Annotated in this window: 16 protein-coding genes; 1 reads left to right on the top strand and 15 read right to left on the bottom strand. The window is 51.7% G+C overall.

Features of this window, described 5'->3' with window-relative positions; genetic code table 11:
• Window positions 1-243: 243 nt before the first annotated feature.
• From ACFSX3_RS11965 to ACFSX3_RS11945, 5 genes are all read right to left on the bottom strand, one after another.
• Window positions 244-1,233 carry an ROK family protein gene (locus tag ACFSX3_RS11965; protein WP_209986150.1) on the bottom strand — a complete coding sequence of 330 codons (990 nt, stop codon included), beginning with the start codon at window positions 1,231-1,233 and terminating at the stop codon, window positions 244-246.
• A gap of 235 nt (window positions 1,234-1,468) precedes the next feature.
• Window positions 1,469-2,254, bottom strand: coding sequence for an ABC transporter permease (locus ACFSX3_RS11960; RefSeq protein ID WP_209986147.1), 786 nt, complete (start codon window positions 2,252-2,254; stop codon window positions 1,469-1,471).
• Between the two features lie 7 nt (window positions 2,255-2,261).
• Window positions 2,262-3,056: an ABC transporter permease gene (locus ACFSX3_RS11955; protein ID WP_209986419.1), complete on the bottom strand. Its 795-nt coding sequence runs from the start codon at window positions 3,054-3,056 to the stop codon at window positions 2,262-2,264.
• A 70-nt stretch (window positions 3,057-3,126) separates the two neighbouring features.
• The gene (locus ACFSX3_RS11950) at window positions 3,127-4,182 is read right to left on the bottom strand and encodes an ABC transporter ATP-binding protein (RefSeq protein WP_209986143.1); all 1,056 of its coding nucleotides are present in this window, start codon (window positions 4,180-4,182) and stop codon (window positions 3,127-3,129) included.
• 75 nt (window positions 4,183-4,257) lie between these two features.
• Window positions 4,258-5,040 (bottom strand): GTP cyclohydrolase II, encoded by a 783-nt coding sequence (locus tag ACFSX3_RS11945; protein WP_209986140.1) that lies wholly within the window; start codon window positions 5,038-5,040, stop codon window positions 4,258-4,260.
• Between the two features lie 188 nt (window positions 5,041-5,228).
• On the opposite strand from ACFSX3_RS11945, the gene ACFSX3_RS11940 reads away from it, so the two are divergent.
• Window positions 5,229-5,555, top strand: a complete 327-nt coding sequence (locus tag ACFSX3_RS11940) for a winged helix-turn-helix transcriptional regulator (RefSeq protein ID WP_209986135.1) — start codon at window positions 5,229-5,231, stop codon at window positions 5,553-5,555.
• A 103-nt stretch (window positions 5,556-5,658) separates the two neighbouring features.
• Here ACFSX3_RS11940 and ACFSX3_RS11935 read toward each other — a convergent pair whose 3' ends face one another.
• The 10 genes from ACFSX3_RS11935 to ACFSX3_RS11890 form a co-directional block, all read right to left on the bottom strand.
• Window positions 5,659-6,540 (bottom strand): ABC transporter permease subunit, encoded by an 882-nt coding sequence (locus ACFSX3_RS11935; protein WP_209986131.1) that lies wholly within the window; start codon window positions 6,538-6,540, stop codon window positions 5,659-5,661.
• Complete coding sequence (locus ACFSX3_RS11930; protein WP_209986128.1) at window positions 6,537-7,529, bottom strand: ABC transporter ATP-binding protein; 993 nt, start codon at window positions 7,527-7,529, stop codon at window positions 6,537-6,539. The genes ACFSX3_RS11935 and ACFSX3_RS11930 overlap by 4 nt, the downstream gene beginning before the upstream one ends.
• Entirely contained in the window at window positions 7,526-8,653 is a 1,128-nt protein-coding gene (locus tag ACFSX3_RS11925) for a hypothetical protein (RefSeq protein ID WP_209986125.1), read from the bottom strand. The genes ACFSX3_RS11930 and ACFSX3_RS11925 overlap by 4 nt, the downstream gene beginning before the upstream one ends.
• Window positions 8,654-8,676: 23 nt before the next feature.
• Complete coding sequence (locus ACFSX3_RS11920) at window positions 8,677-9,192, bottom strand: sigma-70 family RNA polymerase sigma factor (protein ID WP_036728818.1); 516 nt, start codon at window positions 9,190-9,192, stop codon at window positions 8,677-8,679.
• Window positions 9,193-9,424: 232 nt separating this feature from the next.
• Window positions 9,425-10,705: a stalk domain-containing protein gene (locus tag ACFSX3_RS11915; RefSeq protein ID WP_209986122.1), complete on the bottom strand. Its 1,281-nt coding sequence runs from the start codon at window positions 10,703-10,705 to the stop codon at window positions 9,425-9,427.
• Between the two features lie 156 nt (window positions 10,706-10,861).
• Window positions 10,862-12,316 carry a PTS transporter subunit EIIC gene (locus ACFSX3_RS11910; RefSeq protein ID WP_209986119.1) on the bottom strand — a complete coding sequence of 485 codons (1,455 nt, stop codon included), beginning with the start codon at window positions 12,314-12,316 and terminating at the stop codon, window positions 10,862-10,864.
• Window positions 12,317-12,359: 43 nt separating this feature from the next.
• Entirely contained in the window at window positions 12,360-12,875 is a 516-nt protein-coding gene (locus tag ACFSX3_RS11905; protein ID WP_209986117.1) for a PTS sugar transporter subunit IIA, read from the bottom strand.
• A gap of 21 nt (window positions 12,876-12,896) precedes the next feature.
• Window positions 12,897-13,763, bottom strand: a complete 867-nt coding sequence (locus ACFSX3_RS11900; RefSeq protein WP_036728836.1) for a PRD domain-containing protein — start codon at window positions 13,761-13,763, stop codon at window positions 12,897-12,899.
• Window positions 13,764-13,949: 186 nt separating this feature from the next.
• Entirely contained in the window at window positions 13,950-16,688 is a 2,739-nt protein-coding gene (locus ACFSX3_RS11895; protein WP_209986114.1) for a CHASE3 domain-containing protein, read from the bottom strand.
• Window positions 16,689-16,757: 69 nt separating this feature from the next.
• The gene (locus tag ACFSX3_RS11890; RefSeq protein ID WP_209986111.1) at window positions 16,758-17,153 is read right to left on the bottom strand and encodes a DivIVA domain-containing protein; all 396 of its coding nucleotides are present in this window, start codon (window positions 17,151-17,153) and stop codon (window positions 16,758-16,760) included.
• Window positions 17,154-17,238 lie beyond the last annotated feature (85 nt).

The following is a 17,238-nucleotide window of genomic DNA, read 5'->3' as shown; positions in this document are numbered from 1 at the left end:
GGTTCATTCAATCTGCCCGTGATTATAATTCGCAGTATCATCCATGCTGCTTCCTTAAAAGAGAAGGATATATATTCCAGTAATCTGCGCTGTTATCAGTATATCGCCTGTAAGTTACTATATTCATTGGGTTAATTTGACGATTCATGTCGATTCCGGGCTTTTATATGGACATATGGTGAATTATTGCATTTCAATAGTTTTGCATCAGGTGAATGCGGCCAGCCGCACTCGAATTTTCGCTCAATTAGAATGGATTAGTTGAACATGCTTCTGTTTCTGATAAGCATACACAGCCGCACCCAGCGTACCCGCTCGGCTGCCCAGCTCAGCCTGAACAATCCGGCACCGGCTAGCGGACAGCTTCAGCGCATGGGCATTTACGGTATCGCGGACACTATTCAGGAGGCGGTCTCCTGCTGCGGCCATGCCGCCCCCGATAATAATCAGCTCCGGGTTCAACAGATTGATCACATTTGCCAGCCCAAATCCCAGCAGCTCCCCCGTCTCATGCATAACCTCAACTGCCAGCAGGTCTCCCAGATCATAAGCCTCAGAAATCATCTTCGCCGTAATCTGCTCCTGGTCTTGCTTGGTCCAGGTCTGAATCAGGCTGACCCTACCTGCCCCCAGCTTCTCCTTAAAAGTATTCACCATCCCCACCGCAGACACATACCGCCCCAGGCATCCAGAGCTTCCGCAGCGGCAGGGCCGTCCCTGCCGGAACATATTCATATGCCCGATTTCACCAGCGCTGAAGGTTGTCCCGTAGAGCACCTTGCCGTCATGAACCATCCCTGAGCCGAGGCCTGTGCCGAGTGTAAGCAGGATCAGATGGTTATGCCCTTGTCCGGCCCCCCGTTGCCATTCCCCGTAGAGATTAACCCGCACATCGTTATCTATGTAGACATCGAAGCTGTAGTACGGCTTCATTTCGTTGACCACATGGACCTGCTCCCAGCCGGGAAAATTCGGTGAAAAGACCGACAGTCCTTCCTCCGGGTCGAGCAGGCCAGGAATTCCCATGCCCATACAGGCAATCTGCGACTCGTAAGTCCCGCTTCCTGCACATAGCTGCGTAACGGCAAGCCTGATCCGCTCCAGCACATGCGCCGGACCAAGCTGCGCTTCTGTGGGTATAGATAGCTCCTCTAGCGCTGTGAAATGCTCATCGAATAGGCCTGCCTTTATATTGGTTCCGCCCAGGTCAATACCGACTATGTATTTTTCCATTCTGCCCCGTCCTTCTTTCTCCCATTAGAATGCTCTAGCCTCTCTTCTCTTATTATGCGCTTTCAACTTTTAGATAAGTAGCATTTTCCAAGCATATGGATAGTACGTTTCACTTGAAAGCGAACATCCTGCCGATAGCGATTGCTGTTATTTTATTGACATAGAGGGCTGCCCCGGCAGCCATTTCTCAAGCTGCTGGACAACCCTCACTGTATAACTATTTCATTCAAGCTTCTTAAGAACCGGCGCCCTTGTACTGCTTGACGCCGAAGCTCCAAGCCATCAGGCCGATGCTGAGGAAGACCACCCCGACCAGCGGGGTCAGCAGAGCCATCGTCCGCATCTCATCGCGGTGCAGGAACAAGGCTGCCGGATAGATCCCGACAAAAGCAAACGGGATGATCCAGGTAAGCAGCACCTGAATCGCCCGGTTGTAGATCGTTACCGGATAACGTCCGTACGTCTGGATGTTATACATCAGCGGCAGAATGCCAGTCGGGGCATCCGAATAGAACGACAACGAGGTCAGTGTAGTATAGATCCCCGTATAAATGGCTACTGCGCTGAGAGTCAGAAGAATCAGCATCGGCACGGTCCACCATTCAAACGGCAGGCCCAGATTGCTGCCGCTGATTGCCATAACGATCAGCCCGATGAAGGAGCCGACCAGTGACGGCGGGTCCACATTCTCCAGGAAGATCTGGAACAGGTTATGCGCCGGCCGGGTCAGAATGCGGTCCATCTCGCCTTTGACGATATAACGTTCACTGAAGCCCCACATATTAACGAAGCAGCTGAACACGCCGAACGGGACCATGAAGAAGCCGTAGACGAACACCACTTCGTTCTGATTCCAGCCCCCCAGGCTGTCGGTATGCATGAAGATGACCAGAATGAAGATGAAGTTTGTGGCCTGGAACAATAGGTCGGAGATAACCTCCACCCAGAAATCCGCGCGGTAGGTCAACCGTGTCTTCATATAGTTCTTCAGATATTCAATCAATAAATCCAGGTAGTACATGCTTAGCTTAACCCCCCTGCACGAACAGCCGCTTACGCGCTGCGTGATTTATCCAGACAATCGGAATGAGCAGAAGCAGGAACCAGAAGACCTGGATACCCAGCACATTCCAGATGCCTACCCCCTGCACCCGGCCTGTAAATACAGAACCCGGCAGATAGGTAATCGCTTGGAAGGGAAGCACCTTAAGCACGGAGGACAACCAGTCCGGGAATAAGGTAATCGGCACAATCAGCCCCGAGAACAGATCCACGACCACACGCTTCATGCGCATCATCCCCTCATTGTTCTCCACGAAGAAGGCAGACAGACCTGTAATAATGTTAATCTGCGAGCTGATCAGGAAGCTGAAGAACAGCATGACCAGGAACCCGGCCCAAGCCGAAGGCTCAGTAGGCAGCTGTACCGGAAACAGCAGAACGGCAATCACCATGCCCGGGATCATCAGCATCATGAAGCGGAACAGGCCTTCGCCGAGGCCCTGCATCATTTTAACCAGAACATAATTATAAGGACGGATGAACTGAATGGCGATGCTTCCGTCACGGATATCGGTGGAAATCTCCCGGTCCAGATTGTTGAAGTAGAAGGCCCGCGCCATCCAGGATACCGCCACATACGTGGTCATCTGCGCCCCGGTGAAGCCGCCGAGCGACTCGCCATTTCCATATATTGCTTTCCAGGTGAAATAGTTCACCCCGATATTGAGCGTGTAGATCAGAATTCCTGAATAGTAATTCACCCGGTAAGCAAGCATCGTCAGGAACCGGATACGAATAAAGTCAAAATAAGCGCCAAGCAGCAGCCTCCGCCCATTCTCCCGGGAGCCGCCCGGAGAACCACCGGAGGAGGGAACTGCCGTTGCCAGCTTCTCAGACATGGATAACCTCTTTCTCATCGCTGAGTGCGGCGATCCGCTCCTCCGGCTTCTCTGCTGAGCCTGACTGGTAAATACTGCGGACGATGTCATCCGTATTTGTTTCGATGATTTTGATGTCTGTGATATCTGCCTGTCCGACGACCCGGCCCAGCACATCCGATACATTCAGCTCCAGCGGAATCCAGACCTTGGCCGCCAGCTCATTCTCTGCGGTCCAGGTAACCGGCATGCCTTCCGTCCAGTCGATCAGCTGCTGCAGCTTCGTGGCCGTTCCGAACTGGAACTGCACCTCACGCCCGGTTCCCCAGCGCTGCTTCAGCTCATCCAGACCCCCGTCGTAGATAATCCGCCCGTCATCAAGCATAATCACCCGCGAACAGAGCGCTTCGATATCCTGCAGATCATGTGTCGTCAACAGAATGGTTGTGCCATGCTCCCGGTTCATGTCCTTCAGGAATTCACGGATCTCCGACTTCACGACAATATCGAGACCGATCGTCGGCTCATCCAGGAACAGAATGGACGGATTGTGCAGCAGTGCCGCCACCAGCTCGCAGCGCATCCGCTGGCCCAGACTCAGTTTGCGGACTGGACGGTTCAGCAAATCCTGAAGCTCCAGGCGTTCTACCAGCTCATCCAGCCGTTTTTTGAAATCCTGCTCGGACACGCGGTATACCTTGCGCAGCAGCTGGAACGACTCAATCACACCGATGTCCCACCAGAGCTGGCTGCGCTGGCCGAAGACAACGCCGATGTTCTGCACGAACTTCTCGCGCTCCTCATACGGCACGAAGCCGCCGACAGTCAGACTGCCGGCGGTTGGCACAAGAATCCCGGTAAGCATCTTAATCGTTGTGGACTTCCCGGCCCCGTTCTCTCCGATGTACCCGCAGATTTCGCCTTCGGGAATGCTGAACGAGATGTCCTTCACTGCCGTTACTTCGGAATATTGCCGCTTAAACAAATCAGCGAAGGCCCCTTTGAGGCCCTCGCGGTTTTTTTGGACTTTGAAGGTCTTGCGCAAGTCCTGCACTTGAATAGCATTCATAGGTTACCTCACTAAGCTAAGTATTGGGTTCAGTACCCCATTATAATGGAACGGATGTATATCCGTCCAGCCTGCTTATTTAGCCACTCTTTCTTCAAAAAAATCCGTGTTCGGCACAGCCTCCAGATGTCCGGAACGGGCCACTTTGGTCCGCAGATACTTTTCATTGAAGACCGATACGTCGCCCCATAACGGCACCCGCTTCACCGTGTTCATTCCGGCAGCCCGAAGTGCTTCCATCTTCTTCGGATTGTTGGTGATCAAGGTCACCGGATGGCTGCGCAGATGCTGAAGTACGCTAATTGCATCCGTGTAATCTCTGGAATCATCGGCGAACCCAAGCTCCAGATTGGCCTCTACGGTATCATACCCTTCTTCCTGAAGAAGATATGCCATCGCTTTGCTGAACAGACCAATACCTCTTCCTTCATGATTCGCCAGATAAAAGAGTGCCCCGGCGCCATGCTGCGCAATCATCTTCATCGACTGGTGCAGCTGGAAGCCGCAATCGCAGCGCTTGCTGCCGAAGATATCCCCGGTATGGCAAATACTGTGCATCCGGATCAGCGCTTCCTCGGAATGCTCGAAATCTCCGTAGACCAGGACACTGGACTGCTGTCCATCCGCAAGCTTCATCGATGACAACCGGCTAATGAGCAGCTCGGTAGCTTCCTTACCTTCAGCGCGCTGAAGCTCTTCGTCCGTCACGTTCAGCCAGCTATACCATTTGAAAGTAATCGTCTCCCCGTCCAGATTGACAGGCAGGGTAATAGGTCCGACTAATATATTCGTGGAGTTTCCCATAGGAATCCGGTTGATTTTGTTCTGTAGTATAGATAGGATATCTGGGTTGATCATAAGAGCACCGTCCTAAAAGTTTGATAGCATAAGCTTCTTTTAAATTTTGATATTTAAGTTTTGTCACAGTAACTATTTGTAAGTTAGTTTATCATTGTAATATAACTTCGTCAAGTTATAATATATATATAAATATTTATAATTACTTATTGTAAGTTTATGATATAATGAATGCTGAGGTGATCCTTATGAATGATTTTGAAATGTGCCCCCGGTTCGAGAAAGCGGTAGATGTGCTTAGCAAGCGGTGGGTAGCCCTGATCGTGTTCGTCCTGATGGAGGGTCCGCGGCGGTTCGGAGAAATCGAGCATTGCTTGTCCAATCTTAGCGGCAAGGTCTTATCTGACCGATTGAAGGAAATGGAGGCTGAAGGGATCATTCAGCGTTCTGTATATCCTGAGATGCCCGTACGAATTGAGTATTCGCTAACCGATAAAGGTACGGCACTGGCTCCCATTCTTGGAGAGATCGGTAACTGGTCTACGGATTGGATCGAGATTGGCGTGACCAAATGATTGCTGCCCGGCACGCGAAACAGCGCCCTTGAAGCTCCTGAACAGGAACCTTCGGGGGCGCTGCTTTGTTTGTTTGTTTTTTAAAGTATGCACGGGTTGATTCCTACAGATCCTTACGCTGAAAGCGCAAAAGCCCCAGCCCAAAGATAACCACAGTGTAGATTACAGCGTATACGACAAAGGTATTAGACGGAAATGAATTGAAATTCATCAGACTAAGCGCCCCGCTATTCATGGACACCAGACCATTCATATCCTTCAAGCTGAACAGCTCGACAGTCATTCTGCGCTGCAGGGTATCTGCGGGCATAATCATCGAGATCATTCCGGTCAGATTATTCAGCACCTTCAGTCCATCCTCCTCCAGACTCAGCGATCCGCTAAGCTTATCTACCATCCCTCCGAGAAAACCTGCCCCATAGAGCATCGTCATGAACACACCGTTGCCAAGGGCCGAGAATAGTCCTGAACCCAGCATGGAGACGGAGATTAACAAGGGAACTACAGAGGCGAACAGTAGGAATGACTTCGCCAGCACGACCGCATCTCTGGGAACATTCGCGTGGGCACTTGTAATCAGCAGAATCGCAGTGAACAAAATGAGGGCATAGATCGTTCCCAGCGTAACGAAGCCCAGCCAGCGGCCAAGATACCATTTCCAGCGCGGCAGCGGCCGGGGCAACAGGGCCTGCATGACCCCCTGTTCCGCTTCACCTGCTATCACCGAGAAAGAGCTGAAGATCGCCAGAAAGGCTATAACGAATGCGCCGAAGAAGAAGCCCAGACTTAGAATAAAAGCGCCGTTCATGAACTGCATGAATAACCCGCTACCATTCCCCAGCGTTCCGGCCCCCGGATCGTTCGTCCCCACGGTATCCGCCACGAACCAGAAGGCAATCAGGAACACAACAGTCAGCAGCAGGGTTAGCAGCATCACTTTTTTACGCAGCATTTCCTTCCAGGTCATTGCCAGTATGGTTCTCATTCCTTCTCCCCCCTATGACTGAGCCCGGCGACCGCATCCATGAACCAGTCCTCCAGCCGCTCCGTCTGGCGGATCACCTGATACAGTGTCATCCCCTGCTGGACCATCAGCCCGTTCAGCCAGCCCGCCTGCTCCTCATGATTCAGCTCCGCCGCAAGCCACACAACACTCGAATCTGACTCTTCCTGTGCCGGATCATAGCCTGATTTACCCGCAGCAGGCACGGATTGCTGGATAGCTAATCCTGTATGTTCATTAAGCCAGGACAGCAAAAAAGGCGTGTATCCGCCCACTTTGAAGTACCAGCTTGTCCGTTTGTTCAGCATCTCCGCTACTTTGCCGTGCCGCAGGACCGCTCCGTTACTCAGCAAAGCCATCCGGTCGCACAGCACTTCAACATCCTCAAGTAAATGAGAGTTGAGAAAAATAGTTATTCCCCGTTCCTTCAGCCGCTGCAGAATTTTCCGAACTTCCATTCTCCCGATAGGATCAAGGGCTGAGGAGGGTTCATCCAGGAACAGAATCTCCGGGTCATTCACCAGCGCACACGCAAGACCCAGCCGCTGCTGCATTCCCTTGGAATAATGCTTGACCCGGTCCCTTCCGCGCAGCCCGATACCTACCTCCTGCAGGAGCTGAGGAATTCTCTGATTCATTACAGATGTCGGAATCCGGCACAGCTTGGCATGAAGCCTGACCACCTCTTCACCGGTCAGCCAATCCTGGTAGCGGTACAGCTCCGGCAGATAGCCGATCTTCATTTTGGCTTCCATAGAGCCCAGTGGATAGCCCAGGATGGAAGCATGGCCGCCTGTTGGCGAGATGAGTCCGACCAGCATTTTAACAAAGGTACTCTTACCGGCACCGTTGGGGCCGAGGAAGCCGAAGGCTTCCCCTTTCCCCACAGTCAAAGTAACATCCCGGCAACCGCGCCCGTTCGGATAAGCTTTGGTCAAGGCGTTCGCATCAATCGCAGGGATACTGCTCATTGTGTGATCAACTCCTGTACCTTCTGAATGAACTGCTCACGTTCAGGATAGAGGTCTCCGCCGCTAAGCTGCAGAAACTGCCCCTTCTGTACCCAGACAGCCGTATAGCTGTTGCCGTTACTGTACTTCATTTCAGTAAGAATCACCGGCGTACCAGCCACCGTAATCTGTTCATCATGACTGCCCTTAATCAGCGGCATCGGCAGATCTCCGGACAAGATCCGGCTCTTCTGCAGGCTGTTTCTCAGATTATCTGGAATGAGCGGGAAGTTCACAACGGCATCAACCGCTTCGTCCAGATCCACAGAAGGATCTACAGTAACGACAGGTGTGTTCATCTGTGACAAGGCACCCCAGTGCTGATCGCTGCCCAGATCGTAATTCACCTGCTCGGGAATATGAAGCGTAATCGGCTTGCCATCTACAGAGGTCGGCAGCAGATTGTTCGAGCCCAGGCGTTTCAGTGCCTTGTTCACTTCCTCCACCTTCAGGTTCAGTGTGATATCATGGGACCCGCTTACCTGAACAAATTTGACTGAATCCATAATGGACCCCTTCAGCGGCGCGTAGCCCAGCAAGCCTTGGATATCCTTGAGCGGAACATTCTCCTTCATCTCACCATTACTGATTGAGACGTCACCGAAGGCCTCAAGGGATTGCGCGATATTGCCATTACCATTCTCTGTTATCTGATAGAACATATCCCGCAGATCGCCTTCTTCAACAACAGTGGCCTCCTGCATCTTGAACTGGTTCAGCAAGGCTGCCATGGCTGTATTTCCTACCGGAGTAGCTAGTATTGCTGCGAAAATCGCTACGCCTGCCGCTGCTGCTGCCCACTTGCGGGTGCGGCTCATCATAGGCCGGCGTGACTTCCGCCCTGTATTTTGCACTGGCTTCGCTGCTGCATGATCATCCGCCTGAGATGCCTGAAGCACAACATCTGCTTCCGGTTCTGTTCTATCTGATCTATCCGCCTTGACAGTCTGTTCCTCCAGAAGGGTCTCTTGCTTACCCCATGTAGCCCACACCGGATTGACCGGCTCGTCTCCCAGCTTCTCCTGTAATTTAGCCCAGGCTTCATCTGTGTTCTGTGGCTGTATCTGCCCGTTTACTCTATTCATGGTTTCTTTCCTCCCGGATCTCGTTATTCTTGCGGAATGGATTTCACCGCATGGTGTTTCAGTTTGGCTGTCGCCCGGCTTAACAGGGTTCCGACTACTGGCGGCTTCACTCCCAGCTCCCCGGCGATCTCTGCATAGCTGTAGCCCGAATACTTAAGCAGCAGAGCCTGCCGGTCCCGTTCGGGAAGATCCTCCAGCCAGCTCCGCACATCTTCCTGATCCAGCTTGCTAAGGACTACTTCTTCCCCTGTAGGAGCAGAAGCCCCCGCATCATATAACAGCTCCTGCTTGTTGATCAGACGCCGCTCTCTCACCCGCTGGTTCAGATAATCATATCCGATCCGCGTAAGCACTCTATGCAGCCACGCCCCCAGAGCCGCGGGATCATCCGGCGGATTTCTGTAGAGTCTGATAAAAACCTCTTGCGCCAGATCATCGGCAGCACTCTCGTCCCTCACAAGTGCCGCCAGCTTGCGGCGCACACTAGGGTAATGCTCATAAAAGATTAATTTGTATGGGTCTGATTCCGGAATATTCATTAGGTAAATCCTCCTTATCCGCTGCAGCTATAAGTAAGACGAAGGCTGGGGCTAATTTGTATCACCTTGCCTCAAGATTTCTCTCCAGCAATTCTGATCTTCTAATTATACGGCAGGCTCGTTGGCCCGCATACATCCACTCCAGGCGCTGCCCTAAGCATCTACATCCACAAAAAAACGGTCCACCGGTTAAATCCCGGGGACCGTTTGCGTCTTGCTATTCCATTCCTGACTATTGCTTGCTGTAATTCTCGTCCCCAACCTGGATGCTGCCGTCATCATGCTGGAAGAATAGGGAACTGGATACCTTGCCGTTGCCAAAAGCGAATACGATGGTATTCCCGCTTATCTTATAGGAACCGGTATCTGAACCTCCGGCCCCGCCTGTTGTGGGCGCCCCGCCCTGGACGGTACCCAGCATCAGGTTGTCGCTGGTGAAGGTTCCATTGCTGTTCAGCACCAGCGTCCGTGTCCATGAAGTTGATCCGGCAGATATCCCAGCCAGCCCCTGGAAGCCGCGGTGGACATAAGTACCACTTAGGGTCAGCCCGCTCTTGACTGTTTTGACCCGGCTCAGCTCAACATCATCAATATGCAGCTTGCCGGATTTGACTGCAATGTCATAAGTCTTTCCATTACTTAACTTGATCTTCCCGTTCTGTACCGTATAGGTCTGGCAGCCGTCAAGCGAGCAGTTGATCGTCTCCGGTCCACCTTGCTTTGGAGCATCCACAACCACTTTATTACCGGGCAGGAAGGTGATGATATTCCAGCACATCCCGCCGCACGCATACCCGTCGTAGTCCGGGCTGAAGCCGTAATACATTCCCTGCAGATTGCTCAGGTTCACTTGGTCTGAAGCGGCTGGCTTATAGGAGCCGTCTCCGGCAGGAGCATTCGGGACAGTCCCCGGAGCTGGCGGTTTGGGCTGCGGCGGCTGGCTGGCGATCTGCTCGTCATATACTTTTTTGAATTCGGCAATTTGCTTGTCAACCGCCGTCTTCGCCGTTGCTTTGGTCAGACCGTTCGCCGCCAGATAAGGGTCGGTGTAGACAAGAATCTGCGGCTTATACGGGTTCCATGCCACCAGTGCCTGAGTGGACTCCCCGATGAAGCGAAGCGGGACCATTGTGTAGCTGTCTATAATTGTTGGCGCTTGCAGAAGTTGAACACTGATGCCATTGACAGTAGCCGTCTTGCTGCCTATCTTCATGATGATGGTTAGGCCTTCCTTCGTACCGGTTACTGTCTGCTGTGCGGGATTCCAGCCTACCTTGAGGCCCATCGCTTCGAACAGCGGACGGAATGGAACCAATGTTGTCCCTTTATCCAGCAAGGGAGCTTTCTCAAAAGTCAACGGTTTATCATCCAGATTAACCTCAATCGTTTTGCCCGTTGCTGGCGAAGCTTGCGCCTGGCCCGCTGTTACGCTCAGTGCTACAGCTATTCCCAGCCAGATAACAGCCGTCCATATCCGCCGGATCGCAAGTCCGGACATTCGCCTTTTTCTCACCTATACCCCATCCTTTCGCAAAACAAACGGATTTTTAGTTTTTTAACCCTTAGGGCCCCCGTTCAAACCGCAAACCAGTAAAATTCCAAAAAAACAGACATCCCATGAAGGATGCCTGCCAGGAAAAGCTATTCTGCTGTGCTGACCAGCTTCAAGCTACATCAGCTTCTTAATATCATCCTTAAGCTGCTCGGACTGTGGTCCGAACACAATCTGTACGGCACCCTGCCCAAGCCGCATAACTCCCGATGCACCCAGCTGCTTGAGTGCGGAATCCTTAACCGCCTTATCATCATTCACGTTAAGGCGCAAGCGGGTGATACAGGCATCGATGCTGCGGATGTTCGCAGAACCACCGATGTTCTCCAGGATCTTGGCGGCTCTGGAAGAGGATGACACGGTCGCTCCGCCTTTGGACAGATCAATAACTTCGTCTTCAGTGTCATCCTCGCGGCCCGGGGTTTTGAGGTTGAACTTGACGATAACAAAACGGAACAATACATAATATAGTAAGAAGAATGCCAGACCCACCGGGAACAATACCCATGCATTCGTTGAAATCTTCAGGTTCGTCAGGTAGTCAATCAGCCCGGCAGAGAAGCTGAAGCCTAATCTTACATCCAGAATATACATCAGAGCCATAGATACACCTGTCAGCAGGGCATGAACTAGATACAGCACCGGTGCCAAGAACATGAAGGAGAATTCCAGCGGCTCGGTAATCCCGGTAAGGATAGAGGCAATCGCAGATCCAATGAAGATGGAGGCTACCAGCTTTTTCTTTTCCGGCTTGGCAGTATGAATGAAGGCCAGCGCCGCACCCGGCAACGCAAACATCATGATCGGGAAGAAGCCCGTGGTGAACATCCCTGCACTTTTGTCCCCGGCCAGGAAGCGCCAAACGTCACCATGGACGACCTCGCCCGCTGCATTGGTGAAGTCACCGAGTTGGAACCAGGCAATGGTATTTATAACATGGTGAAGACCAATAGGAACCAGCAGCCGGTTCGCCGTACCAAAGACGAACGCGCCCACTGCACCAAGGCTGACTACCCAGTTGCCGAAATCGCTGATCACATCCTGCACAGGACTCCAGATCATCCCGATGAAGATAGCCAGGACCATCGTCGAAGCTGCCGTCACAATCGGAACAAACCGCTTACCGGCGAAGAAACCCAACCAATCCGGCATTTTAACATTGTGATATTTCTGGTACAGGAAAGCGGCCCAGGCTCCGGCAAAGATACCGCCAAGCACGCCCATATCAAGCACTACATCGTCATTGATAAAGCCAAAGGTTCCTGGAACAATCAGCAGAACTTTGCCGAGAACCAGATATGCAATCAGTGCGGAGAGAGCGGCTACAGCATCTCCGGCAAACCCGATCGCCACCCCTATTGCGAAGATCAAGGCCAAATTCCCGAAGATCGCTCCGGCCCCCGCATTCAGAAAAGGAGCCACATACTGGTTGAGGAATCCGCCTACCGTGCTGCCTAGATGCAAGTCCTTTTCATAATTGAGCAGCCCGAACCCTTGCAGAATCGCTGCCGCCGGTAAAGTTGCGACTGGAAGCATCAGAGATTTCCCTAACTTCTGTAGAAAAGCCAACATAATGAAATCATCCCCCTGGTTTCATATTAAGTACATGTATGCTTTATTGCTGTAAAGCCACCGTAAGAATACTGCTCTGCCCGGCGCTAACCGCCCCGTAATGGCAATTCACTTCCGGGAGGTCCTCCCCGCTGCCGGTTACAATAACCGGGGTGATCGTCCGGTAACCCGCGCTCCGGATCATCTCCAGGTCGAACTCGATCAGCGTCTGGCCTGCTTTGACTTCATCTCCAGAAGCGATATGGCTGATGAACCCGTTCCCCTTAAGGCTGACCGTATCAATTCCAATGTGCATCAGCAGCTGCAGACCGGAGGGATGCTCCAGGATTAGAGCGTGACTGGTTTTGACCACATGGGCGATCTTCCCGTCAAAAGGGGCCGTTAAACGTCCTTCTATAGGTTCTATGGCGATGCCCTGGCCCATATGCCCACCGGCAAAGGTCTCATCCGGCACTTCCGTTAACGGTACGGACTGTCCGCTGACCGGAGCGTATATCTCCAGGCGGGTTACCGCCTCAGTAGGTTTCTCTTCTTTTTTAGCTTTCCATCTCGAAAACATAAAAGTCACTCCTTGCCGCTGCTATTTATTCTTCTCTATCGTCTGGAACAGCCGGTGCAGATGCATAGCCAGGAAGCAGATTTCTTCTTCGGGAACGTCTACACTGAGCTTGCCCTGCATGACTTTGCCCATTCTCTGAGCGAGCTTGTATTCATCCTTGTATTCCTTCTTGATATGCTTCACAAAAGGATTGTCGATGAGCGAACCCTGCAGAATCCGTTCAATCGAGAATCTCAAATGGACCATCAGCCGGACATGATTCATACTGCCTTGCTCAAAGCGGATCTTGCGTTCACTGCGGATCATCTCCATCAGCTCGCTGACAATGTTGGAGGCCTTCACAAGCTGGCCCACCGGCACATTGCTGACTGCAGAATATACATGATAAGTAAGGAATCCGACCTCGTCTTCTGGAATCTGCACCTCGAAGCCTTCGCTGATCTTCCCGGCCGCCTTGGAAGCGATCTCAAATTCCTTAGGAAATGTCATCCGGGTCTCTTCCAGGAATGGATTCACAATGTCCATCCCGCTGCGTAAGCGGAAAATGGTGAATTGGATGTGGCTGGGGAGCGCCAAATAGATCTTGTCGTTTAGCTTGCCGGGAAACTCACGGGCGATATCTGAAATAATCTCATCCGTGATTCTCATGACTTTGGGATCAATGTCCTCCAGCAGAATCTGATACTGACTCCATTCCTCCCGGTCCTCCAGCCGAAACAGCTTTTCAATCCGGGGATCATCCGAATCAATAACACCTGTGTCCTTAAGCGCAAATCCGATGCCCTTGCCGATAATTACATATTCCTTGCTCTTTTTTCCGCCCTCTACCATGACGACATTATTCCCAATCACCCGCAGCACCTGAAATTGTTCAGTGTCCCTCGCCAAGTTCCCCCTCCTTTCCGCCCATTGCCTGATTTTTTGCACAAAAAAGAGCCAAGACTGGACTCAATGTATTGAGTACGAATCTTGGCTCATGCCCTGTTAAGGTAACACGCCACTACATATAAATGATCATTTATGAACCCATCATAAATCATACCTTGTATACTCGTCAATGGGTTTTTGAAAAAGTCAAATGTACCTGCACATTCGTGTAATGACGTCCTGCATCAATACCGGCTTGCTGATGAAATCAGTGGCCCCGGCGGACAAGCACCGTTCACGGTCTTCCTTCATCGTCCTGGCGGAGATCGCTATGATTGGAAGGTCGATAAGATGCATTTCCTCACGGATAATGGACAGGGTATCGTAGCCATCCAGAACCGGCATCATAATATCCAGGAGTACGATATCCACCTCCGGCTGCTCTCTAACCACTTGAAGACATTCATAACCCGTCTGAGCGGTCATGATGATCATTCCGTAAGGCTCCAGACCCTTCTGCAAGGCATAAATATTGCGCATATCATCATCCACAATCAGGACAGTTCTGCCTTGCAGCATGGCGTATTCTTTCTCGAACAGGGAGTCCCCGCTATTACCCGGTTGCCCTGTGTCATGAACGGTTCTGGAGTGCTCCGACCCGGCTGCAGTCTGAGCCAGCTCCGCCGGATCCGGATGGAACGGTTCTTCTTCACTGTCCAGTTCACGGCATGGGAGATACAAGGTGAATGTACTGCCCATCCCCTCTTCGCTCTCCAGGCTGATATGCCCGCCCAGTAGCTGAGCCAATTGCTGGGAGATGGACAAGCCCAGACCGGTTCCCCCGAATTTGCGGGCAGTCGTTCCGTCCACCTGGCGGAAGGCCTCGAAGATCAGCTCACGGTTCTCTTCAGAGATGCCGATTCCGGTATCCTGGACAGCAAAGGCCAGCACCGGCCCTTCTGTTATGTAACTCTGATCCGAATATGCCGCCAGCTTGGTAATCTTCACGGTTACAGCGCCCTGCTCAGTGAATTTGAAGGCATTGGACAGCAGATTCCGTAGAATCTGATGCAGGCGCATCTCATCGGTGAAGAACAGATCCGGAACCTCGGGGTTCAGGGTCACGTTAAACTCCACATTCTGCGCTTCTGCAAGCTTGCCGAAATAACCCTGCAGCAGCGAGGGCAGCTCGGTGAGATTGACGGCATCCATTTCCACCAGCATTTTTCCCGCTTCTACCTTGGAAAGATCCAGGATATCGTTAATCATACTAAGCAGATCACTGCCGGAATTGTAAATGACAGAGGCATAGCCCAGTTCTTCCTCGGTTAACGTATGATTGCGGTTCTCCGTCAGCAGCTGTGAGAGAATCAGCATACTGTTCAGTGGTGTCCGCAGCTCATGCGACATATTGGCCAGGAATTCAGACTTGTAGCGCGAGCTCTGCTCCAGCTGTTCATTGTACCGCTCCAGCTCGATCGCTGCATTCTCGGCTACATATTTCTGGTTCTCAAGCTCCTTGTTCACGGTTAGCAGCTCGCTGGTCTGGCTCTGAAGCTCCTCCGTCTGCATCTGCATCTCCTCGGACTGGGTCTGCAGCTCTTCGGATTGAACCTGAAGCTCTTCGTTCATCACCTGCGATTCATGCAGAAGCCTCTGGATCTCCATCCGGGTCTTCACCGAATTCACGGTAACACCCATCATGTCCAGCAATTCCTTCAACAGCTCGAAATGGTAAGGCGCCCAACGGGTCAGCGCAGCAATCTCCAGTACAGCAACGGTCTTGTTCTCAAAAATAATCGGAGCGATCACAGCGAACCTCGGCGCCGTTCTGCCCAGAGCAGAGCTTATATAGATATAATCCTCGGGTAATTGCTCGATCACATTCATCCGCTGATCCAGCGCACATTGACCTGCCAGGCCTACTCCCGGCAGAATCAACTCCGGCCCGATGCGTTCTTCCTTATTCTCTGCTCCTGCATAGGAGTAGATGCGCTCGAACAGTTCCTCTTTATTCAGTACGTAGATAGTGGCATACTGCATTTCCAGCATGACCGACAAACGGCTGACAAAAATTCTGCATAGTGAAGGCATATCAATGGTCTCTTGCAGGGCTATCGACATCGAGGTGAGCTGTTCGCTCATCCACTGCTCCCGCTGCACATTATCCAGCAGCCCGTTCGTCGCTTCACCCAAATCATAGATTTCATCCAGAGTCTTCACCTTGATCCGCTCCGAGCGGTTACCGCCGGAGGCAATACTGTTAATGGCCTGTATGACGCTGTGCAGAGGATTCACAATGCTGGCCGAGAGCAGATAAGTGATGAGCAGCGCAAGTATGACCACCAATCCCCACAATATGTACATGGTGATCAGCAGCTTATGATTGCTATCCTTCAGATTGCTGATCCGGTCGTTCGTGAGCGTACGTTCGATGTCACGGAAGTAGTCGGATTGGGAGCGGATCGTGTCGACGAGATTTTTCCCCGTATCATTGCGAAAAAAAGCGTTGACTGCCTCCGTATTGCCATTCTTCTTCAGCTCAACCACATGCTGCCCGGCTACATCGACCCACTTCTCGATATTATCCGTAATCGTGTCCAGATTCCGTACCTGCTTCGGGTTATCGGCAATGAGATTATTCAGCTTCGCTGCATTAATCCTCCACTGCACCAGCCCGTCATTATACGGTACCAGATAGGACTCATCATCGGTAAGGACGTACCCCCGCTGTCCGGTCTCCATATCAAGTACATTTTTCTCAATTTGATATGTAAGTTCATGAACTTCTATATCATGATCGCTCAAGAACACGGTTTCTTTCTCCAGGCTGTTAATCCGGCCAGAGACTATAATCAGAAATAGACCTAACATTAATAATATGATGACATAGCCAAGTGCGATTTTGCCGCGGATCTTCAAGCTCCACGCATGCTTCTCCGGCAATGGTCCAACCCCCGTCCAGAGTTATTCTTACGCTGCATATTGTTCTCTTATGCTGTAGCTGTACATGTCTTACAAATACCCCTCCGTGCGGGACAATGGCAATCTGTCCTTGAGCTGACGCACATTGGCTTCCAGCTTGATGATAATATCCTCCAGGTCATGCGGATCAATCCCCTTAATAATCGGAACCGGGGCCGGAGTGGCTGCTGTCTTGACCTCTGCCTTCAGCTCTTTCATCTCAATCTGCTGCTCCTGCCACTTATCCATCAGATCCGCTATGGTAGCATAGAACCGTTCATAATCCTTAATTACGCTGTCCAGAAAAGTATCCACCTCTTCGGCGTCATATCCGCGAAGCTTCATACCGAATTCCTTCTCATGAATTGTAAGTGCATCAAGGGTAATGCCGAGCTGGCTGAACAGCTTTCTTTGCTTATCCAGCCGCCGTTTCATATGTTCGTCCATTTCATAACCTCCAAGTGTGTACTGCATTCATCCGGCAGTACTCATTATAACAGGGTGAAAGCAACCTGAAAATATCACTAAAGTT

It is taken from the genome of Paenibacillus rhizoplanae, from assembly GCF_042684125.1.
Taxonomy (GTDB): Bacteria; Bacillota; Bacilli; order Paenibacillales; family Paenibacillaceae; genus Paenibacillus_AQ; species Paenibacillus_AQ rhizoplanae.
This window is presented reverse-complemented; position numbering and strand designations above follow the sequence as displayed.